Annotated in this window: 19 protein-coding genes, 1 tRNA gene and 1 pseudogene; 10 read left to right on the forward strand and 11 right to left on the reverse strand. The window is 68.0% G+C overall.

What is annotated here, in order from left to right; genetic code table 11:
• Window positions 1-42: 42 nt before the first annotated feature.
• Window positions 43-171: a DLW-39 family protein gene (locus ACQEXA_RS28600; RefSeq protein WP_003999697.1), complete on the reverse strand. Its 129-nt coding sequence runs from the start codon at window positions 169-171 to the stop codon at window positions 43-45.
• A 336-nt stretch (window positions 172-507) separates the two neighbouring features.
• Here ACQEXA_RS28600 and ACQEXA_RS28605 point away from each other — a divergent pair, with 336 nt between their 5' ends.
• Window positions 508-906, forward strand: coding sequence for a DUF6344 domain-containing protein (locus tag ACQEXA_RS28605; protein ID WP_432930154.1), 399 nt, complete (start codon window positions 508-510; stop codon window positions 904-906).
• A gap of 347 nt (window positions 907-1,253) precedes the next feature.
• Here ACQEXA_RS28605 and ACQEXA_RS28610 read toward each other — a convergent pair whose 3' ends face one another.
• Together ACQEXA_RS28610 and ACQEXA_RS28615 are read right to left on the reverse strand one after the other, a co-directional pair.
• Window positions 1,254-2,075 (reverse strand): hypothetical protein, encoded by an 822-nt coding sequence (locus tag ACQEXA_RS28610; RefSeq protein WP_433131480.1) that lies wholly within the window; start codon window positions 2,073-2,075, stop codon window positions 1,254-1,256.
• Window positions 2,076-2,554: 479 nt separating this feature from the next.
• Window positions 2,555-3,721: an IS630 family transposase gene (locus ACQEXA_RS28615; protein ID WP_433128100.1), complete on the reverse strand. Its 1,167-nt coding sequence runs from the start codon at window positions 3,719-3,721 to the stop codon at window positions 2,555-2,557.
• Window positions 3,722-3,809: 88 nt separating this feature from the next.
• Between ACQEXA_RS28615 and ACQEXA_RS28620 the strand changes: the two genes are divergently transcribed.
• The gene (locus ACQEXA_RS28620; RefSeq protein WP_432920489.1) at window positions 3,810-4,136 is read left to right on the forward strand and encodes a PH domain-containing protein; all 327 of its coding nucleotides are present in this window, start codon (window positions 3,810-3,812) and stop codon (window positions 4,134-4,136) included.
• A gap of 443 nt (window positions 4,137-4,579) precedes the next feature.
• On the opposite strand, the gene ACQEXA_RS28625 is transcribed toward ACQEXA_RS28620, so the two are convergent.
• Window positions 4,580-4,933, reverse strand: a complete 354-nt coding sequence (locus ACQEXA_RS28625) for a VOC family protein (RefSeq protein WP_432930151.1) — start codon at window positions 4,931-4,933, stop codon at window positions 4,580-4,582.
• 589 nt (window positions 4,934-5,522) lie between these two features.
• Between ACQEXA_RS28625 and ACQEXA_RS28630 the strand changes: the two are divergent.
• Window positions 5,523-5,756: pseudogene (locus ACQEXA_RS28630) on the forward strand (hypothetical protein); the annotation flags it as partial.
• A gap of 63 nt (window positions 5,757-5,819) precedes the next feature.
• Here ACQEXA_RS28630 and ACQEXA_RS28635 read toward each other — a convergent pair.
• Window positions 5,820-6,071 carry a hypothetical protein gene (locus ACQEXA_RS28635; protein ID WP_433131482.1) on the reverse strand — a complete coding sequence of 84 codons (252 nt, stop codon included), beginning with the start codon at window positions 6,069-6,071 and terminating at the stop codon, window positions 5,820-5,822.
• Window positions 6,072-6,252: 181 nt separating this feature from the next.
• Window positions 6,253-7,428, reverse strand: a complete 1,176-nt coding sequence (locus tag ACQEXA_RS28640) for a hypothetical protein (RefSeq protein ID WP_433131484.1) — start codon at window positions 7,426-7,428, stop codon at window positions 6,253-6,255.
• A gap of 587 nt (window positions 7,429-8,015) precedes the next feature.
• On the opposite strand from ACQEXA_RS28640, the gene ACQEXA_RS28645 reads away from it, so the two are divergent.
• Complete coding sequence (locus tag ACQEXA_RS28645) at window positions 8,016-8,270, forward strand: hypothetical protein (protein WP_433131486.1); 255 nt, start codon at window positions 8,016-8,018, stop codon at window positions 8,268-8,270.
• 339 nt (window positions 8,271-8,609) lie between these two features.
• Here the strand turns inward: ACQEXA_RS28645 and ACQEXA_RS28650 are convergent, their stop codons facing one another.
• Both ACQEXA_RS28650 and ACQEXA_RS28655 read right to left on the reverse strand, forming a co-directional pair.
• Window positions 8,610-9,842 carry an XRE family transcriptional regulator gene (locus ACQEXA_RS28650; RefSeq protein WP_433131488.1) on the reverse strand — a complete coding sequence of 411 codons (1,233 nt, stop codon included), beginning with the start codon at window positions 9,840-9,842 and terminating at the stop codon, window positions 8,610-8,612.
• Window positions 9,843-9,997: 155 nt separating this feature from the next.
• On the reverse strand, window positions 9,998-10,363 hold the full coding sequence (locus ACQEXA_RS28655; RefSeq protein WP_433131490.1) for a GntR family transcriptional regulator: 366 nt from the start codon (window positions 10,361-10,363) through the stop codon (window positions 9,998-10,000).
• 176 nt (window positions 10,364-10,539) lie between these two features.
• On the opposite strand from ACQEXA_RS28655, the gene ACQEXA_RS28660 reads away from it, so the two are divergent.
• From ACQEXA_RS28660 to ACQEXA_RS28685, 6 genes are read left to right on the forward strand one after another with little or no spacing between them, the layout of a single operon-like run.
• Window positions 10,540-10,815: a hypothetical protein gene (locus tag ACQEXA_RS28660; RefSeq protein WP_433131492.1), complete on the forward strand. Its 276-nt coding sequence runs from the start codon at window positions 10,540-10,542 to the stop codon at window positions 10,813-10,815.
• Window positions 10,812-11,213 carry an XRE family transcriptional regulator gene (locus ACQEXA_RS28665; RefSeq protein ID WP_433131494.1) on the forward strand — a complete coding sequence of 134 codons (402 nt, stop codon included), beginning with the start codon at window positions 10,812-10,814 and terminating at the stop codon, window positions 11,211-11,213. Before ACQEXA_RS28660 ends, ACQEXA_RS28665 begins: the two co-directional genes overlap by 4 nt.
• On the forward strand, window positions 11,210-11,413 hold the full coding sequence (locus ACQEXA_RS28670; protein ID WP_433131496.1) for a hypothetical protein: 204 nt from the start codon (window positions 11,210-11,212) through the stop codon (window positions 11,411-11,413). Before ACQEXA_RS28665 ends, ACQEXA_RS28670 begins: the two co-directional genes overlap by 4 nt.
• A gap of 26 nt (window positions 11,414-11,439) precedes the next feature.
• Window positions 11,440-12,834 (forward strand): replication initiator protein RepSA, encoded by a 1,395-nt coding sequence (gene repSA, locus ACQEXA_RS28675; protein ID WP_433134642.1) that lies wholly within the window; start codon window positions 11,440-11,442, stop codon window positions 12,832-12,834.
• On the forward strand, window positions 12,831-13,019 hold the full coding sequence (locus tag ACQEXA_RS28680) for a helix-turn-helix domain-containing protein (protein ID WP_432930140.1): 189 nt from the start codon (window positions 12,831-12,833) through the stop codon (window positions 13,017-13,019). Before repSA ends, ACQEXA_RS28680 begins: the two co-directional genes overlap by 4 nt.
• Window positions 13,019-14,176 carry a tyrosine-type recombinase/integrase gene (locus ACQEXA_RS28685; RefSeq protein WP_433131498.1) on the forward strand — a complete coding sequence of 386 codons (1,158 nt, stop codon included), beginning with the start codon at window positions 13,019-13,021 and terminating at the stop codon, window positions 14,174-14,176. The genes ACQEXA_RS28680 and ACQEXA_RS28685 overlap by 1 nt, the downstream gene beginning before the upstream one ends.
• A gap of 69 nt (window positions 14,177-14,245) precedes the next feature.
• Here ACQEXA_RS28685 and ACQEXA_RS28690 read toward each other — a convergent pair.
• The 3 genes from ACQEXA_RS28690 to gyrA all read right to left on the reverse strand — a co-directional run bounded on the left by ACQEXA_RS28690 (window position 14,246) and on the right by gyrA (window position 17,976).
• A tRNA-Ile gene (locus ACQEXA_RS28690) sits at window positions 14,246-14,322 on the reverse strand.
• A 306-nt stretch (window positions 14,323-14,628) separates the two neighbouring features.
• Window positions 14,629-15,363, reverse strand: coding sequence for a DUF3566 domain-containing protein (locus ACQEXA_RS28695; protein WP_432930136.1), 735 nt, complete (start codon window positions 15,361-15,363; stop codon window positions 14,629-14,631).
• A gap of 18 nt (window positions 15,364-15,381) precedes the next feature.
• Window positions 15,382-17,976, reverse strand: coding sequence for a DNA gyrase subunit A (gene gyrA / locus ACQEXA_RS28700; protein WP_432930134.1), 2,595 nt, complete (start codon window positions 17,974-17,976; stop codon window positions 15,382-15,384).
• Window positions 17,977-17,986 lie beyond the last annotated feature (10 nt).

A 17,986-nucleotide genomic window follows, 5' to 3' on the forward strand; every position in this document is an offset into this window, starting at 1 on the left:
CCGGCGGTCGGGGCCTGCTCCGAATCTGTTGTCTGTCGGACCTCACGAACCCGTGGGCACGGAGTCAGTCGCCTCCGTCCACAGATCCTGCTCGGCGCGATCCGCCTGGATCTGGCGGTACACGAGGAGCCCGCCGATGGCGGCCAGTGCGACCAGGAGAAGCTTCTTCACCGCGCGACCTCGTCTTTCCTTGACGTAGGGGACCTCTGGCGCCCGACTATACACACCGACCGATATCGGTCGGCGACCTGAGTCGGTCCTCAACTCGGGCCCGGGGTACCGCAGTACGGCGTGCCCACACGGTCCCTGCCTCCACGTGACCATATGTCGCAGACCGTGACGTTCGCTGCCGTCCCCGCCTTTCCCGAACTTTACGGACGTCTTGCGCCCATCCGGGTGGTGTTCATCCGAAGAACGACGCGCCACGGCCGTCGGTCCACCACTTCGCGACCTCCTTACACATCATGAGGAAAGTACGCAAATCGCCCGACCCGAAAGTGAGGGGACATGACCGGGAACAAGGTCATGAAGCTGTGGACCGCCATCGTCACCGCCTTCCTGGCACTGTGCACCGCGCTCGGACTGACCACCAGGACCGCCGCCGCGGCGGTACCCCAGGCCCAGCCGGAGCGCAACAGCAACAGCAACGGCTGCGACAGCGCCGGCGTCGGCACCAGCACCGACGAGATGGTGCCAAGACAGTCCACCGCCGACTGGTCCCACAAACGGCTACCCCCCACGATGAAGCAACGCATCAGGGCCGAGGCCCACGGCTCCTCCCCGTCCTGCCGCCACCGCCCGCTCACGGACACCAGCCCGGCCATCCCCCTCGCCCGCTCGGCCCTGGAGTCCCGCTTCGACCCCCTCGTGGCCTCCGCCGAGCTTCCCGCGCACCTCGCGCACTGACCCTCTCCCCGCCGCACCACCACCGCCCACGGCACATCGTGGGCCCACAGGCGAATTGCGTACGCCTCAGGCAGTCTGCCCGGCACCCGCTCCCAGGTGCCGGGCCTTGCGGCCGTCTCCGGACAGCCTTGACCACGACCCTCCATGCGAGAACCCGCCATGGCCGACAAGGGCGTGCCCGTCCTGTTCACGGCGGCATCGCACCTACGGCCATAGCTCATGGCCACGCGGTTACGGAGACGCGATCTTCGGCCGATGTCAGCCGTAGATGCAAAAACCCCCGATCCTGCTGGATCGGGGGTCTATTCACTGGTGGGGCCAACAGGATGTGAACCTGTGGCCGCCCTTCATCGCCTTGTCCGGCCCTGCTCGATGCTCTGCTGCTGCGCGACGGCCTTCTTCAGCTGCTCGGTGACATCACCGGTCTGTGCGGCGGGCGGGGCCTTGATCGCGGCCGTGGCGCCGAACTTCTCGAAGTCCATCGTCACCGTCACCCTGCCGAACCGCTGTTTCATCCGGACCGGGAAGTCCTTGGCACCGACCCAGATGTCCATGGTGATCGAGTCACCATGGCCGGTCATCGCGCCGAAGAGGTAGTTCGGGTCGCCGTAGGCCTTCTTGAACGTGCCCATGTGCTCCTTGTCGACCACGGCCCGGTAGTGGGCCGCACTCTGCCCGTCGACGGTCTCCTTGCCGAGATCGTCGACGTTGTTGGCGTACTTCAGGCCCTTCATCGCGAACGCGGGGCTGCCCGCGGCGGAGTTCCCCTGGAACGCCTGGGCGCCCTTGTCGCCGAACACCGCCGACGCGTCGATCTTCATCCACTCCTTGCCCTTGAGCGGGCCGGAAGGCCGCGGGCCGATGTCGTAGTAGTAGGCGCCGTCCACGAACACCGTGTGGGTCTTGGCGGCGGCGGGCCGCTCCCCGGGCGCCCGCACGGCCTTGGTGTCCATCATGACGTCGAACGCGAGGCCCTGGCCCCAGGAGTACGTGCCGTCCAGGGTGATCGGGCCGGACCTATGCGTCTCGGTCGTCATCCTGACCTGGGCGGACCCCACGTTCTCGGTCCGGTCGGTAGCCCGCGCCAGCGCCGCCACGATCATGTCGCCGTTGTCGACGGCCTTGGCGGCCGTCTTCGCGCCCTCCGTGCCGCACGCGGACGTCACCATCAGCGCCACAGTCTCATCTGTCCCACCCCACTGTGTGATTCTGCTGTGGACGCCGACTCTAGCGACACCTCTCCTGAGGATTTCCGGTGTGGCTCACGCGGCCGGCACCGCCCGCGACCGGCGTCTCGGCGGCCGCGACACGGCGCCCGGCTTCCCGCCCTCGGGCGCGGAGGACCTGGCCCGCGTAGTCCGCGGCCGCGTGGGTGTGGATCCGCCCGGAAGCCCGCCCCTCCCGCGAGGTCAGGGGTTGGGTTGCCCAATGGCTTTCAGTTGCCATCCGCTGCCCCTGCACCCCTCGGCCAACGACGGAAAGCGCTCACGCACGCCGGTGTGGTACTTGTGGCGCTGCCCACAGTCGCATTCGTACATTCCGGGAGCGGGAACGATCTCCCCGGGGTGATAGACCTTCTCAACCTCTTCGCCCATGGAGCGTCTCTGATTGGCTTAGTGGTCGAGTTCGTAAGTCCTTCGGGGGTTGATCACGCTGCCTTGGCGACGGAGGATTCTTCCTGGTGATCGGCGGTATGCCGGTCGAGTCTGGCCAGCAGATTGTCCAGGTCGGAGGTGGTGAACTTCCACTGGAACGGCTGTGCCGTGGCGTTGTAGCGGTCTTCGAAAGATCGGAGCCGATCCCGGACCTGATTGAGGTCCGTGAAGTCGTTGGGCGAGACGACCTTGCGCTGGACGATCGAGAAGAAGATCTCCACCTGGTTCGTCCAGGAGGCGTGGACTGGGGTATGGACCATGACAGCGTTGGGGAAGGCGCGGGTCAGACGGTCGATGGCCTTCTGTCCGCGGTGGGAGGAGCCGTTGTCGACGATCCAGAAGACGCGTTCGGCGCTGGCGTACGGCTCTTGGCTCATGACCTGGGTGACCAGATTCATGAACGGGTTGATGCCGGTGGTGGGTTCGCAGCGGCCGAACACCTTCGCCCGGTGAACGTCGTAGGCGGCCAGGTAGGCCAAGGCGCCGCCGCGTTCGTAGGTGTGGTTGACGCGCATCGCCCGGGCCTGGCCGGGGGCCAGGGTGGGGTGGCAGCGGCAGCGGGCCTGGATGGAGGTCTTCTCGTCCGCAGAGATCACGTACTCGTCCTCGCGCAGTGAAACGCCGTCCCAGGCGCGGGCGTACAGGTCCATGATGCGGCTGGCCTTGGTGCGGAAGTCCGGGTCGCGGATGAAGATCCACGACCTGTGCTGCCAGGGCTTGAGCACGTCGTCCTTGAGCCAGCGCCGCACGGTGGAGGCGGAGACCGATCCGGCGATGGCCCGGGCGACCACCTCGCGGGCCAGTTCCGGACATGACCAGCGCGATAACGGCGTGGCGGTCTCGGCGGGCAGATGGCAGGCCAGGGCCTTGACCTCGGCGACTTGCAGCGCGGTGAACACCGGCGGACGGCCGCTGCGTTCACGGTCGGACAGCCCAGGCAGGCCGTGTTCGGCGAACCGGCTCCGCCAGAGGCGCACCGTGTCCAGGTGCAGGCCCGTCTCTCGGGCGATACGCGCGTTGGAGCGTCCGCGTGCCGCGTGCAGGACGATGTGCGTGCGCATCCGCAGCCGGTACTCGGTCTTGTGGCCGTAGGCCATCTTCTTCAGCCGCTTTCGCTCGGCGGCGGTCAGGGTTATCGGGCGGGCCAGGGCAACGGGCATGCAACGACGGCCGATCGGGAGAAGTGGATCACGACAGCCCGTATCCTGCCGTGCCCCGCCCTGCGGCCCCTCGGGCAGGATGGCTGCCATGCCCACACCCTCGGAGTCCACCCGGCTCTCGCTCGAGCAGCGCCTTGGCGAGCATGCCCGCACCACCTGGCCGCAGATCAGGCGGCTGCACGTCCGTCACCGCGGAGCCTTTGCCTACGTGGAGGCGGAACTGGCGGACGGCGAACGGGTCACGCTGATGCGCCTGCGCTACGGCGGAACCGCCAGCAGGTGGGGCTTCGCCCTCTACTACGCCAGCAGCGACCGCTACGAGGACTCCCTCCTGCCCACCGGCGGCTTCGCCGGCACCCCCCAAGACGCCCTCGACTGCGCCTGCCACCTCCACCTCGCCGCACTCGGCACCTGACCAGGCGATACACACAACGTCGGCTCCCGCGTCAACCCCCGAAGGACTTCCGGCACGGACCACTTAGCGAGCCTGAGCGTTGCTCAGCCTTGGGAGCCAATCGCCTTCGTGCCCTGGTACTGAACGACAGGAGCCGCCAGCCCGCGTGGCACGTCCCTCCGGACGCTGGTCGACCGGGCCGCAAGACCCGACCGAGGAGGGTGCCCGACGTCGCCTGGGCGCCGGGCGTGCACATAGCACTCTGCCACAGGTTCACTACGCTTCGCTAATCCAACTGGTGAGCCTGCCTACGCGACCCCCTGGGGTACCGCACGCCACTGGGCGGCGATCGGGTGGATCTCGCCGGCCCGCATATGCGGAAGCCCGGTAGACGCTGATGGTCTACCGGGCTTCTGACCTGCCAATGAGCCCGCCAGGCTGGACACGCGGGCTCTCAGGGGTTCTCACTGACGCCGTTGGCCCAGGACACAGAACTCGTTGCCTTCGGGGTCTGCCATGACAACCCACGACTGGTCGCCCTGGCCGATGTCGACACGCTTCGCGCCATGAGCCTCAAGGCGAGCCACCTCGGCGTCCTGGTCATCGGGCCTGAAGTCGAGATGCAGCCGGCTCTTGACCTTCTTGCTCTCATCGAGCCGGACGAAGTCCAACCCTGGCAGGCGATCCGGCTCCGGACGGATCTCGAACTCCTCATCGGAGGAGTGGACCACACCCCAACCAAGAGCCTCGGCCCACCACTGCCCCAAGGCCACCGGATCCACCGAGTGAACAATTACCTGTTCCCATTCCAAGGTCATCTGCCGAGTCTAGGCGTACCGGGGCTTCGAAAAACAGGCGCTTGAAACGCTTGGAGGGAGGCCACGCAGGGGCTGACCGGCGCCCCGAGCGAAGCCGGGAAGGCTGCCCGGCAGAGCGGAGCGCAGCCGGGGCCTGATCTTCTCCTTCGAGCACGGCGGCATGATCGATCCGTTGGGTTTCTCCCGAACCGTCGATCGACTCGTCAAGCGGGCCGGCGTCCTCAGGATCACGGGAAGCGTCGCGATGCTCGCTGAGCTTCGGGAAGATCCGCTCATCGGCTGATGTCAGTCGTAGATGTCAAAGACCCCCAACCACAATCGGTTGAGGGTCTTTTCACTGGTGGGGCTAACAGGATTTGAACCTGTGGCCTCATCCTTATCAGGTCGATCACGGGGGTCTGTCAACGTCGACCAACGGCCCCTGCGCCTCGGTCGATCGTCCACTGAGGTCCGGCGTCGACCGCTGCTGTTCGTGCTTGTTGGTGTCAGCCGCTGGTGTCAGCCGTCGCACGCAATCTTGACAGGGACTGCCCTGCCGCTCCACGGCACCAGTTTGGAAGACGCCGTATGCGGGCGACGCCTGGAGGCGCCGCCCGTCTCCAGCGCAGCGGTGAACGTCGCCCTCGGATCCTCGCCATCTGTGGCGGACTGCTCCACGTTGATCACCGCGCTCACGGCGCTGGTCACTCAGCTCATCACCCTGGCCACCGTCATCCTCGGCGGATGGATCGCCGTGCAGGTGTTCAGCGCGAACCGACACGGTGCCAGGACGACGATCAACATCCGCAAAGCCGTGATCAAACGCAACCACTTCCGTCGCTAAGCGCGTCGCTGCCTTGTCGATCACGACCCATGCGCTGGCTCAACATCGTCGCGATGATGCCGGTCAGTAGAAGCACGCTGCCGGACAGGCCCCCCACTCCCGGATGCCGGGGCCGCTGATCACCAGCCCGAAGACCACATGCCAGCACAGGGCGAAGGCAATCAGCAATTGACCCCAGCCGTAGAGGCGAATGCGGCGAACTCGACTCCGGTTCACGGGGAGCACCCAGCCACGGGTAACCGCCGCTACGCCCGAGGCGGCGATGAACAAAGCCACGAGAGCAGAAGACATGGCGAGATAGAGATAGAGCCTCATGGTCCCTCCCTGCACGTCGGACTCGCTCCGGACGCTCCGGTGATCATCACACTCACCGCACGCCGCGTCCACGCGCGTATCCCACGACCCTCCTGATCAGCCGGACAGTTCTAGGGGGCCCGACCCGAGCAGGCTCGGCGTATGAGAGCCCCCGGTCGGTGACGCCGACGGGGGCCGTGGGCTACGTGTAGCCGCCGCGGCGTGGCAGGCCGTGTTCGTCGCGCAGCATCTCCTCCGTGGTGACCGGCACCCGCCGCTGCTCGTGCAGGGCGGTGGAGGTCTCGTTGCCGGTGACGGTCGCCGCCTCCTCGTCACCGATGTTCCGGATGTTGATGCCGTGCATGTTGTGCTGCGCGTGGATCAGCTCGTGCCCGTAGACCAGGAAGGCGGGCGAGACGGCCTCGCCCTCGTGCGCACCCTCGCTGTCCCGCAGGCCGTGCGGCACGGCGACGACGCTGGTGCTGCCCCTGCCGGGGGCGTTGGGGGCGGACGCGAGCCCTTCGGGCGTGTCGACGGCCGCCTCCGCGCCGACCACGCTGTTGCCGCCCATGAACTCGATCTGATCGGGGTGGAAGGGCACCACGCCCACCATGGCCGCGCCGGCGCCCGCGACCCCGGCGGTCAGACCGCCGACCAGGTCCCGGCCGTGCTGCCGGGAGAGCAGCCGGGCGTGGTGGGACAGCATCTGGTCCTCGAAGCCCGGCAGCGGCGCGGGCGTACGGTCCTCGCCGAACGGCCGTGGGGTCGACGAGGTCCTGATGCCCTGCCCGCCGACCACCCGCGACCAGGTGTTCGACAGCTGCGCCAGGCCCTCGGTGTCCTGGGGGCCGATGTCGGCGCCGACGGGACGCAGGTTGAACCGGCGCACGATGCCCACGTACTCGATGTGCTGCTGCTGGATCTCGTCGAGCAGGGCCTTCAACGCGGTGGTGCGCGGGTTGGTCGTCCGGCCGGCCGGGCCGTCGGCGCGGAACTGCCCGTAGACCATGTGCTCGGCGGTGTCCAGAGACATGCCGAGGTCGTCGCAGTGCTTCTGCTGGCTCTCCCTGCCCCGCAGCCGGAACCCGAACCCCTGGGCCGTGGCAATCAAGGACCGGGCGGTCCCCAGCATCTCCTCCACCGCGTCGACGATGGGCTGGATCTCCAGGTCGGCCGTCCTGGTCCGCTGCACCGTCGCGACGGGGTCCCGGTGCCGCTGGACCGTCCGGGCCACCGCTTCGTTGCCGGCGGTCCGCTGGAGGTCCAGGACGCCCGCGGGGCTCAGGTCCCGCACGGGCGGCCGGACGGTCGCCGCTCCGGACCGCTGCCGCCCGGCCCCGGTCTCCTCGACCGCGCCGGGCCGTGTCTGCGCGCGCACGCCACTTCTCCTTCATGTCCGCCAGGGCAGAGAAGCAGAACCTTCCACCCCTGGCGGCTCGCGGGGAAGGATCGGGGGGGCAAGCCCGGGGGCAGACAGCGGAGGTACACGGGGCGCGCGTCCGGGTCCGCTCAGGTGTGCTCACCGCGCCGGGACGGGCCGTGCCCGTCGTGGGACTCACCCCTCACCGGACGGGCACCGCGCGGCAGGTCAGTGCCGCCCCAGCGCCCGGCTCATACCCGCGACAGCCGACCCGGCGGACCGTGCGGGGGCGGCGGGGCGGACCGCACGCCCCCGCGCGTGGCACGGCCCTAGCCGGGCCTGTCGTTTGGATCAGGTCGCAGGTAACGGACGGGTCGTCGCTGTTTCGATGCAGATGCGCGTGCCAGGCCCCGCGTCTGCGGCATGATCCAAACGACAGGCCCTAACGGGGCTTTGCCCCAGCCCGACGAGCCATGTCCGGTGGTGCGCGCCGGGGCGCGTGGAGGCTCCGGTGGACGGTAGACGGTGACACGAGGTCACCGGAGTTGTACTGCTCAAGGCAGTCGTTGGCCGCGTCGGCGGCCGCCGTCCCACCGGAGCCCGTCATGACGCTACCGCGCACCGTGGCCGATGTCCTGGGTGAGCACACCCTGTTCGAGATCGAGTGCATCGACCGGATGTACCTGAACGTGTACGTCCCGCAGCTGCAGGGGGTCGCCTCGCTTGTGGCCCTTCCGGTCGCCAAGGCCTTGCCTTACAACTGGGCCAACGTCACAATCCTCGTTGCCGCAGACCTGGTCGCACTGGGCATCGTCCTGAGACCGCTCTGGTCGCGTCGGACAGGTCCTAGGTCGGCGTAGCGACTTTGGCCGGGAGCTGCTTTGGCGCGAGTGATCATGGCCCCGTAAGCTTCCGGCGCGTCGGGCAGTCTGTGGACCTGCCCGGTAAAGCACGACGTTGGGGCCATGATCTTCGAGGCTCGCGCCAAAGTGGCTGGCTAAAGTCGTGGAGCCGACCGCCCCAGCCACGACGTGTTCTGACCTCATGCTCCGTGTGCCTGCCTCTTGGGCGGGAGCGGGCGGCCGGCGGCGCCGAGCGGGGCGGAGACATGAGCGCGGGCGCCGCCGGCCGCCCGCGCCCGCCCGGAGGAGCGAAGCGACGACGGGTGCTTGATGAGGTAGAGAAACCCGTAACGGGCTCTAGCTTGCGCGGCTCAGCGCGGTCAGGTGATCGAGGTACTCACGGCCAGTCGGCTCGGTGGGGAAGTCTCGGTTGACGAGGGCTGCAAGCTCGCGGCTGACCATGAGCAGGGACGGCAGCGACTGCCGATCGCCCTTCAAGGCCCACTCGCCGTAGTTCACCGCTTGGTCCAAGTCGCCCTGTCGTGCTGCGACTACACCGAGGGTGATCCTTGCCTCTGCCATGCGCATCGGTGATCGCTCGGAGCCGTCGAAGTCGGTGCCCGCTCGGATCACCTCGTGGGCGAGGTTCTCGGCGAACCGGTCCTCTCCGAGCAGTCGGTAGCAGTCCATGGCGTAGAAGTCGAACTTGGCTGGGTCCACCACGAAGTGGTGATCGAGGTTCTCGGGATACGGCATCCCTTCGAGGAGTTTTCGGCCTCGGTCCAGTGCCACCTCGGTCTGTCGTCGGTCTCCCAGCCGTGCCCATCCCTTCGCCTCCTGGGCGGCGAGCTGCACGGCTACGCCATGACGCGGCGCGGCTTCCGCCCCGGCCTGCGAGGCCGCGAGGATTCCGCGGTAGTCGCCCGTCGTCAGTGCGAACCAGGCGCGCATCTCGTGAGCCCAACCGGCGATCTCTGCGTTACCGGACTCATCCGCTAAAGACAGGGCTGCCTTCCGCGTGCTCTCGGCTGCGCCCCGGTCGCCCATGTCGTACTCGACGCAGCCGATCAGGAGCGCGAGCCACCCGGACAGGGTGAGGACTTCGCGGTGCTGCGCGAGCGTGAGCCTCTGGGACTGGAGTCCGGCGACTCGCTTGAGCCACTGCCTGCCCTCGGCAGCCAGCTGAGCACCTGGCAGATAGGCGTACTCGGAGCAGAGCCGATCGGCCGTGATGCGGAGCGCGTCCAGAGTGGCGTTGTCAACGTCGGACGCCTGCAACCTGCTGATGATGTCGAGCGTTTCCATGCCGCTGACGGCAACGATCTCGGCATTTCCGTCTCGCTGCCCGGCTACGGGGAAGATCGCGTGGGTGACGGTGCCGAAGGTGGCGGCGATGATCGGTTTGTAGAAGTCGCTCGGCATGACCTCACCAGACTCCCAGCGCTTCCACTGTCGGACCATGCTGGAGCCTTCGGGCAGGGGCTTCGGTGCGTGCGCCCGCAGCGCGGCCACCACTTCGGCCTGTGACCACTGCCGGGCCTCGCGCTCCGAGGAAAGCCGTCGTGCCCATGCTGGCCGTTCGTCACTCATGTGCTGCCCTCCCGTCGGGTGCCTGCCTTCGAGTCTGGCATTCAGAGAGCTGGTGACACGGGGGGTGACAGGGGGGTGGCACCAAGGCTGTCCCCCGGTGACACCAGGCCTGTCCCTAGTGCCTCCACGGCTCGCCACGCATGGTGGATCAACAGTCAGGCACTGCTCGGGAACTGGGCGCGCTTCTCCAACTCAGCCACTCGGGCAGCAAGTTGCTGAATCTCGGAGTGGATGGCGTTGATCTCATCTCGGTTAACCGGCCCGCCGGCAGTCTGCCCGGCTTCGCCAGCGCTCGGCGGGGACTGCACGAAGTACCCCCGGGTCGGGACCGAGACGATCACGCCCTCATCCGCGAGCACCTTGAGCGCGTTGCCCGCCGTCACCGTGGTGACTTTGAACCGGTCGGCCAGCTCGCGCAGCGACGCGAGCCGGTGCCCCGCCGGCAGCGCTGCAATCTCTTCGCGCAAGGCGTCGGCGATCTGCACCTTCTTGGGCCTGGGGTCGTGGGCTTCAACCGTCATGCGCCGAGAGTACCGAGCACAGCGACATAGCACAGCGTATGCCGCACTATCACTTGTGATCTAGTCTGCTCTATAGCAACCTAAGTCATACGGCCATTGGCCGTACTCCGGAGGGCGGCGCACCTACCGCCAAGCAAGCCGCCGCCCTCCTTCGTCCCACGAAGGGAGTCTCCATCATGCCCGCAACGCTGACCGCCCCGCACATGGCGCCGGTATTGCCGTTACCGGTCCCGCGCTCCGAGCTCATCCGCCGTTCCACGTCGGGCCGTTGCTGCCCGGTGTGCGCGGAACCGCGCTGCGCTGACACCGAGTTCTGCCGTGCCTACTTCGCGGATCGGGACTGGATCAACTGCCTGGACTGCGGCGGCACCGGCTACGACACCAGCGAGTTTCAGATCTGGTGCCCCACCTGCGGCGGCGCCAAGGTCGTGGAAGCGGGGGTGGAGGTATGAGCCCCGCCGTGATCACACCGCTGACTGACGTGACCGTGCCGCCGGTACAGCCCTCGCGCACCGCGCTCCGGGCCACGGACACTCCGCTGTGCCGTGCTCGGGTGGCTCGTGGCTGGTCGCAGCAGAAGGTCGTGCGGGCCTTGCGCTTGCTGGCCGAGAGCTGGGGCTGGGAGGTGGCTGCCGAGACCTCCCTCAAGGTGCAGATGTCCCGTTGGGAGAACGGCGTCAACCGGCCCAGCCAGACCTACCAGGTTCTCCTCTGTGCCCTGTTCCGGGCCACGCCCGATGCGCTCGGCTTCACCGGTACTGGCAACGCGACGCTCGCCGACCGCATCGACGCCTTGGAACACCTGGTGTCCGACCTGACGGCCCAGCTCGAAGCGGCGGTGGCGGCATGAGCCTCTTCCCCTCCTGCCTGGATCTCCTGGACCGCCCGGCCACGTGCCCCGGTTGCCGTGCTCACGCGCCCGGCTGGGACCGGGTCCCGGTGGACGGGCTGCGCGTTCTGACCCATGACGGTGACCTGATCTGCCCGGCCGATCCCACCTTCGGCGCGTCGGCCGCCTTGCCCGTGGTCCTGGTGGAGGTGGCCGCGTGACGGTCTTCCCCGTCGCCCCGGAGGCCGTGGCCGATGCTGCGGCCTCCCTGGGCACCGACCCCCTCACCCTCGCCGACCTCCTCCGGGTGGCCAACGCGCCCGGCTTCGACCGCTGGCAGGAACAGGTCCGCCGCACGGGCGGCTGCTCCAACCCGATCCACCTGGTGGGCCAGACGGTCACCCGTGACGCCAAGACCGGCGACGTCCTGTACTCCTACAGCACCGAGCACGAGCCGGGCGGACGGCTCCGCGTCGCCTGCGGCAACCGGCGCGCCTCCCGCTGCCCGGCGTGTGCCTGGACGTACGCGGGCGACACCTACCACCTGATCCGTGCCGGGATCACCGGCGATGAACGCAAGGACGTGCCCGCCACGGTCCGGGATCACCCCCGCGTCTTTGCCACTCTCACCGCGCCCTCGTTCGGCCCCGTCCACAACCGGCCTGACTCCAGCCGCTGCCGGTGCGGCGCCCAGCACGTCGACGATGACCCGGCGCTGGGCACGGCGCTCGCCCCGGAGCGGTACGACTACGCCGGGGCCGTGCTGTGGAACAACCACGCCGGGGACCTGTGGCGGCGCTTCACCATCTACCTCCGCCGCGAGATCGCCACCCGCGCAGGCCTCACGCAGTCCGCGCTCAAAGAGGTGTGCCGGGTCTCCTTCGGCAAGGTCGCCGAGTTCCAAAAGCGCGGCGCTGTGCACTTCCACGCCGTGGTGCGCCTGGACGGACCCGACGGTCCCGACAGCTCCCCGCCGGCCTGGGCCACGGTCGCGCTCCTGGACGACGCGATCCGCGCCGCCGCCGCTCGGGCCTCCGTGCCGGTGCCCGCTGCCGGGGACTTCCCCGCGCGCACGCTGCGGTGGGGTACGCAGGTCGACGTGCAACCCATCGGCGCCCTGGGGCACGAGGAGCTGACGGAACAGGCCGTGGCCTCGTACGTGGCCAAGTACGCCACCAAGGCGGCCGAGACCACCGGCACGGTCGACCGCCGGATCGGGGAGCTCTCGGAGCTGGACAAGCTGCCCGGTCTGCCCGCACACACCCGGCGGCTCATCGAGGCGTGCTGGGACCTGGACGACGCCTACCCGGATCGGCTACTGGCCCGCTGGGCTCACATGCTCGGCTTCCGGGGCCACTTCTCCACCAAGTCCCGCCGCTACTCGACCACCCTCGGCGCGCTGCGTCAGGTACGTGCCGACTACCGCGCCCGGCAGGAACGCCGCGAGCGCGGGCTCTCGGAAGATCTCGACGAATTGGAGGGCTCCACGCTGGTGCTCGCGCACTGGACCTACGCCGGACAGGGCCACACCCCCGGCGAATCCTGGCTCGCTCAATCGATCGCCCGGGAGCTCCGGCTCAACCGGGAGACAGCACGCGAAGCCCTGCAAGACCAACTGACCCAGGAAGGAGCCGACGCATGAGCACTGCTACCGCCGAACTCCTGACGGTGCCGGAAGTCATGGCGCGGCTCAAAGTCGGCCGGACCAAGGTCTACGACCTGATCCGCACGCACCGCCTCACCTCGATCAAGGTCGACGGATGCCGCCGTATCCCTGCGGACTCAGTCGGGGACTTCATCCGTCGGCAGATCGAGAGGGGTGCCTGATGGCCAAGAGGCGCCCCAACGGCGGCGGCACGATCTCAAAGCGGTCGGACGGACGATATATGGGACGCGCGTACGTCACCGACACAGACGGCAACCGTGTCCGCAAGACCGTCTATGGCGCCACCTGGGACGAAGCCAACGAGAAGCTCGGCAAGCTTCAGGACCAGGAGCGCAACGGCGTCCCGGTGCCTTCCCGTGCCTGGTCGCTCGAGGAGTGGCTGACCTACTGGCTTGAGCACATCGTGAAGCCGGAGCGCGAGCACAACACCTACGTCAAGTACGAGTCCAAGATCAGGCTCTACTTGCTGCCACACCTCGGCAAGAAGCCCTTGGCGAAGCTCACGCCTGCCCAGCTCCGCCCGTTCATGGCCTCGCTGAAGCGTGAGAAGGTCGGCGCGGCCACCCGTTTCGAGGTGCTCCGCGTCCTCCGGAACGCGCTCAACCGGGCCATCCGTGAAGAGCTGCTGACGCGCAACGTCGCGCTGCTGGTCGACATGCCCAAAGTGGCCAAGGACAAGGGCAGTGCGTGGAGCGCGCGTGAGGCGATCACGTTCCTTCGCTCGGCTCGCTCTCACCGCCTCTACGCGGCCTGTGTGCTCGTCCTCGTGCTAGGGCTGCGCCGCAGTGAAGTGCTGGGCCTGCGCTGGCAGGACATCGACTTTGAGGCGCGCCAGTTCACCCCTGTCAAGCAAGTGCAGCGGGTCAAGGGCGTCGGCCTGGTCCTCAAAGACCTCAAGACCGAGTCCTCACAGGCGGTGCTCCCCCTGCCCAAGTTCTGCGCCCGGGCTTTGGAAGAGCGGCGGGAGCTGCAAGAGCTGGAACGGAAGATCGCCGGTGATCACTGGTTACAGGAGCCTGATCAGGATCTGATCTTCTCGTCGGCGCATGGCGGCATGATCGACCCGGTCGGCTTTTCGCGGACCTTTGATCGACTCGTGAAGCGGGCCGGTGTGCGACGCATCACGGTGCGGCTCGCCCGGCACACCTGCGGGACCCTGCTCGCCTTCTTGAAGGTGCATCCCAAGGTGGCTCAGGCGATCCTCCGGCACAGCCAGATCAGCATGACCATGGACGTGTACACGCACGTGGTCGGCGAGGATGAGCGAGAGGCTGTCGCGCTGCTCGCCGAGCTTCTAGAAGATCCGCTCATCGGCTGACCGTTGCTGTTGGTGTCAACCGTTGGTGTCAAAAGACCCCCAGCCCTTATGGACTGGGGGTCTTTTCGCTGGTGGGGCTAACAGGATTTGAACCTGTGGCCTCATCCTTATCAGGGATGCGCTCTAACCAACTGAGCTATAGCCCCGCCGCGCTTTGCGGTGTGTGTCCCGCGCGCTGACCCCTGAAGATTAGCGCACGAGGTGGGAAGTCCCAAAATCGATACCGGGGCCCCGCTCTGCCCGTCTCCCAGGGCCCAGCCGGAGCTGCTCGCACGGTGGCCCGCCCGGAAACAGAAGAGCGCATCCCGTCGGGGATGCGCTCTCACCGCCGAGGCCGCCGACGTGGTGTATCGACGGCCGGGCGCCGGCAAGGACGCCCGTGGCGATGCGGCGAACGTCCGGCAGGAAAAGCGCGCTCGGCCGTTGACGCCACGGGCGTTCCGGAACGGCGCCTACTCGTCTTCGGCCAGCGTCAGCTCGACACCGCCCACGAAGCCCGCGGAAACGTTGTAGATGAACGCGCCCAGTGTGGCGAGGGCGGTTGCCAGGACGACGTCGATGACCGCGATGATCGACGTGAACATCAGGACGTGCGGCAGGGACAGGAACGACTGCAGATCGAAACCGTTCGACTCGGTCGAGCCGGTGGCCTCCGAGATCGTGCCGCCGACCGTCGAGAAGACGCCCATCGCGTTCATGACCATCCACAGCACCGCCGCTGCCACGATGGTGCAGATGCCGAGCGCGATGGAGAGCAGGAAGCTGACCTTCATCACGGACCACGGATCGGCCTTCGCCACCCTCAGACGCGCCTTGCGGGTGCGCGGAGTGGTGCTCGCGCCCGTGCGCGGCCGACGCATGGCGCCCGTCGGCGGCTGTGCCTGATAGGCCTGCGGCGGGTAGTAGGGCCCCGCCTGCTGCTGGGTCCGGCGCTCCCCCGGCAGGGGAGACGCGGGCGGCGCGGTGGCCCCCGGCGCAGCGGTCGGCGGCACTGCCGGCGCGGGCGGCGTGGCGCCGGGAGCGGCCGGCCCCGCTCCAGCCGGCTGCTGGGTCTGCGGGCCTCGGGTGTCCGTCACAGTTCCCCCCTGGGATCCATGAGACTCATGGGAGTAGGTCGATTCCGCGGCGGAGCCACGGCCGCCGTCCGTTTCCGCACCGGTCGATCCGGGGCCGGTGGCTCCGCTCACGCTGACTCACTCCTCGTGCTACTCGGCCGAGGGCGCTTCGCCCTCGTCCGTGCCGGTGATCGCGGCATCCTCGGCGATCTCGTCCACGGCCTCGCCGCCGTCGACTTCCTCTGCCTCGCGCCCCGCCTCGGCGTTACGTGCGATACCGACCACGGCATCGCGCTTGCCCAGATTGATCAGTTGGACGCCCATGGTGTCACGGCCCGTCTCCCTGACCTCGTTGACTCGCGTACGAATCACACCGCCCGACAGCGTGATGGCGAGGATCTCGTCGGTCTCCTCGACCACCAGTGCGCCGACAAGCGAGCCGCGGTCCTCGACGATCTTGGCAGCCTTGATACCGAGGCCACCGCGACCCTGGACGCGGTACTCGTCGACAGCGGTCCGCTTCGCGTACCCGCCGTCTGTGGCAGTGAACACGAACGTACCGGGTCGAACAACATTCATCGAGAGAAGCTCGTCGCCCCCACGGAAACTCATGCCCTTGACGCCCGAGGTGGCGCGGCCCATCGGGCGCAGGGACTCGTCGGTCGCCGTGAACCGGATCGACTGTGCCTTCTTGCTGATCAGAAGCAGATCGTCGTCCGGTGAAACGAGCTCGGCCCCGATCAGTTCGTCGTCGGATCCGTCCGCCGTCTCCCGGAGATTGATCGCGATGACACCGCCGGAACGCGGCGAATCGTAATCCTTCAGAGGCGTCTTCTTGACCAGACCGCCCTTGGTGGCAAGCACCAGGTAGGGCGCGGCCTCGTAGTCGCGGATGGCCAGGATCTCGGCGATCGACTCGTCCGGCTGGAAGGCCAGCAGGTTCGCGACGTGCTGACCGCGCGCATCCCGGCCGGCGTCCGGCAGCTCATAGGCCTTCGCGCGGTAGACGCGGCCCTTGTTGGTGAAGAACAACAGCCAGTGATGCGTCGTGGACACGAAGAAGTGGTCGACGATGTCGTCTTCCTTCAGCTTCGTGCCGCGCACGCCCTTGCCGCCGCGCTTCTGGGCCCGGTAGTCGTAGGTCTTGGTGCGTTTGATGTAGCCGCCGCGGGTGACCGTGACGACGATGTCCTCCTCGGCGATGAGGTCCTCGATGGACATGTCGCCGTCGAAGGGCACCAGCTGGCTGCGGCGGTCGTCGCTGTACTTCTCGACGATCGCGGCGAGTTCCTCGCTGATGATGCCGCGCTGGCGGACGGGCGAGGCCAGGATCTCGTTGTACTCCTGGATCTTCGCCTGCAGCTCGTCGTGCTCCTGGACGATCTTCCGACGCTCCAGGGCCGCGAGCCGGCGCAGCTGCATCTCGAGGATGGCGTTCGCCTGGATCTCGTCGATCTCCAGGAGGCGCATCAGGCCGTCCCGCGCGATCTCGACGGTGTCGCTGCGCCGGATCAGCGCGATGACCTCGTCGATGGCGTCCAGGGCCTTCAGCAGACCGCGCAGGATGTGCGCACGCTCCTCGGCCTTGCGCAGCCGGAAGCGCGTACGGCGGACGACGACCTCGATCTGGTGCGTCACCCAGTGGCGGATGAACGCGTCCAGGGACAGCGTGCGCGGCACGCCGTCGACGAGCGCCAGCATGTTGGCGCCGAAGTTCGTCTGCAGGTCGGTGTGTTTGTAGAGGTTGTTCAGGACGACCTTGGCGACCGCGTCCCTCTTGAGGACGATGACCAGGCGCTGGCCGGTGCGCGACGACGTCTCGTCGCGGACGTCCGCGATGCCGCCGATCTTGCTGTCCTTCACCAGGTCGGCGATCTTCTGCGCGAGGTTGTCGGGGTTGACCTGGTACGGCAGCTCGGTGACCACCAGGCACTGGCGGTTCTGGATCTCCTCGACCTCGACGACCGCGCGCATGGTGATCGAGCCGCGGCCGGTGCGGTAGGCCTCCTCGATGCCCTTGCGGCCCACCACGAGGGCGCCCGTCGGGAAGTCGGGGCCCTTGATCCGCTCGATGAGGGCGTCGAGCAGCTCCTCGTGCGTGGCCTCCGGGTTCTCCAGGTACCACTGGGCGCCGGCCGCGACCTCGCGGAGGTTGTGCGGCGGGATGTTGGTCGCCATGCCGACCGCGATACCGGCCGAGCCGTTGATCAGCAGGTTCGGGAAACGGGACGGCAGGACCGTCGGCTCCTGGGAGCGGCCGTCGTAGTTGTCCGTGAAGTCGACGGTCTCCTCGTCGATGTCCCGGACCATCTCCATGGACAGCGGCGCCATCTTGCACTCGGTGTAGCGCATGGCGGCCGCGGGGTCGTTGCCCGGGGAGCCGAAGTTGCCGTTGGAGTCCACCAGCGGCATCCGCATCGACCACGGCTGCGCGAGACGCACCAGAGCGTCGTAGATGGAGGAGTCGCCGTGCGGGTGGTAGTTGCCCATCACGTCGCCGACGACGCGGGCGCACTTGTAGAAGCCGCGCTCGGGCCGGTAGCCGCCGTCGTACATCGCGTACAGGACGCGGCGGTGCACGGGCTTCAGACCGTCCCGCACGTCGGGCAGCGCACGCGAGACGATGACGGACATCGCGTAGTCGAGGTACGAGCGCTGCATCTCCGTCTCAAGCCCGACGGGCTCGATGCGTACAGTGGTGTCGCCGGCCTCTTCAGGCGTCACGGGAGTGTTCTCGTCGGCCATTGCTGGTGAA

This window comes from Streptomyces sp. CA-106110, from assembly GCF_050936285.1.
Lineage (GTDB): Bacteria > Actinomycetota > Actinomycetes > Streptomycetales > Streptomycetaceae > Streptomyces.

Excerpts from the sequence above, each read along its gene's own strand:
- ACQEXA_RS28605 (WP_432930154.1), top strand. The coding sequence starts at position 508 with ATGACCGGGAACAAGGTCATGAAGCTGTGGACCGCCATCGTCACCGCC.
- ACQEXA_RS28610 (WP_433131480.1), bottom strand. The coding sequence starts at position 2,075 with ATGGTGACGTCCGCGTGCGGCACGGAGGGCGCGAAGACGGCCGCCAAG.
- ACQEXA_RS28615 (WP_433128100.1), bottom strand. The coding sequence starts at position 3,721 with ATGCCCGTTGCCCTGGCCCGCCCGATAACCCTGACCGCCGCCGAGCGA.
- ACQEXA_RS28620 (WP_432920489.1), top strand. The coding sequence starts at position 3,810 with ATGCCCACACCCTCGGAGTCCACCCGGCTCTCGCTCGAGCAGCGCCTT.
- ACQEXA_RS28625 (WP_432930151.1), bottom strand. The coding sequence starts at position 4,933 with ATGACCTTGGAATGGGAACAGGTAATTGTTCACTCGGTGGATCCGGTG.
- ACQEXA_RS28635 (WP_433131482.1), bottom strand. The coding sequence starts at position 6,071 with ATGAGGCTCTATCTCTATCTCGCCATGTCTTCTGCTCTCGTGGCTTTG.
- ACQEXA_RS28645 (WP_433131486.1), top strand. The coding sequence starts at position 8,016 with ATGACGCTACCGCGCACCGTGGCCGATGTCCTGGGTGAGCACACCCTG.
- ACQEXA_RS28650 (WP_433131488.1), bottom strand. The coding sequence starts at position 9,842 with ATGAGTGACGAACGGCCAGCATGGGCACGACGGCTTTCCTCGGAGCGC.
- ACQEXA_RS28655 (WP_433131490.1), bottom strand. The coding sequence starts at position 10,363 with ATGACGGTTGAAGCCCACGACCCCAGGCCCAAGAAGGTGCAGATCGCC.
- ACQEXA_RS28660 (WP_433131492.1), top strand. The coding sequence starts at position 10,540 with ATGCCCGCAACGCTGACCGCCCCGCACATGGCGCCGGTATTGCCGTTA.
- ACQEXA_RS28665 (WP_433131494.1), top strand. The coding sequence starts at position 10,812 with ATGAGCCCCGCCGTGATCACACCGCTGACTGACGTGACCGTGCCGCCG.
- ACQEXA_RS28670 (WP_433131496.1), top strand. The coding sequence starts at position 11,210 with ATGAGCCTCTTCCCCTCCTGCCTGGATCTCCTGGACCGCCCGGCCACG.
- ACQEXA_RS28680 (WP_432930140.1), top strand. The coding sequence starts at position 12,831 with ATGAGCACTGCTACCGCCGAACTCCTGACGGTGCCGGAAGTCATGGCG.
- ACQEXA_RS28685 (WP_433131498.1), top strand. The coding sequence starts at position 13,019 with ATGGCCAAGAGGCGCCCCAACGGCGGCGGCACGATCTCAAAGCGGTCG.
- gyrA (WP_432930134.1), bottom strand. The coding sequence starts at position 17,976 with ATGGCCGACGAGAACACTCCCGTGACGCCTGAAGAGGCCGGCGACACC.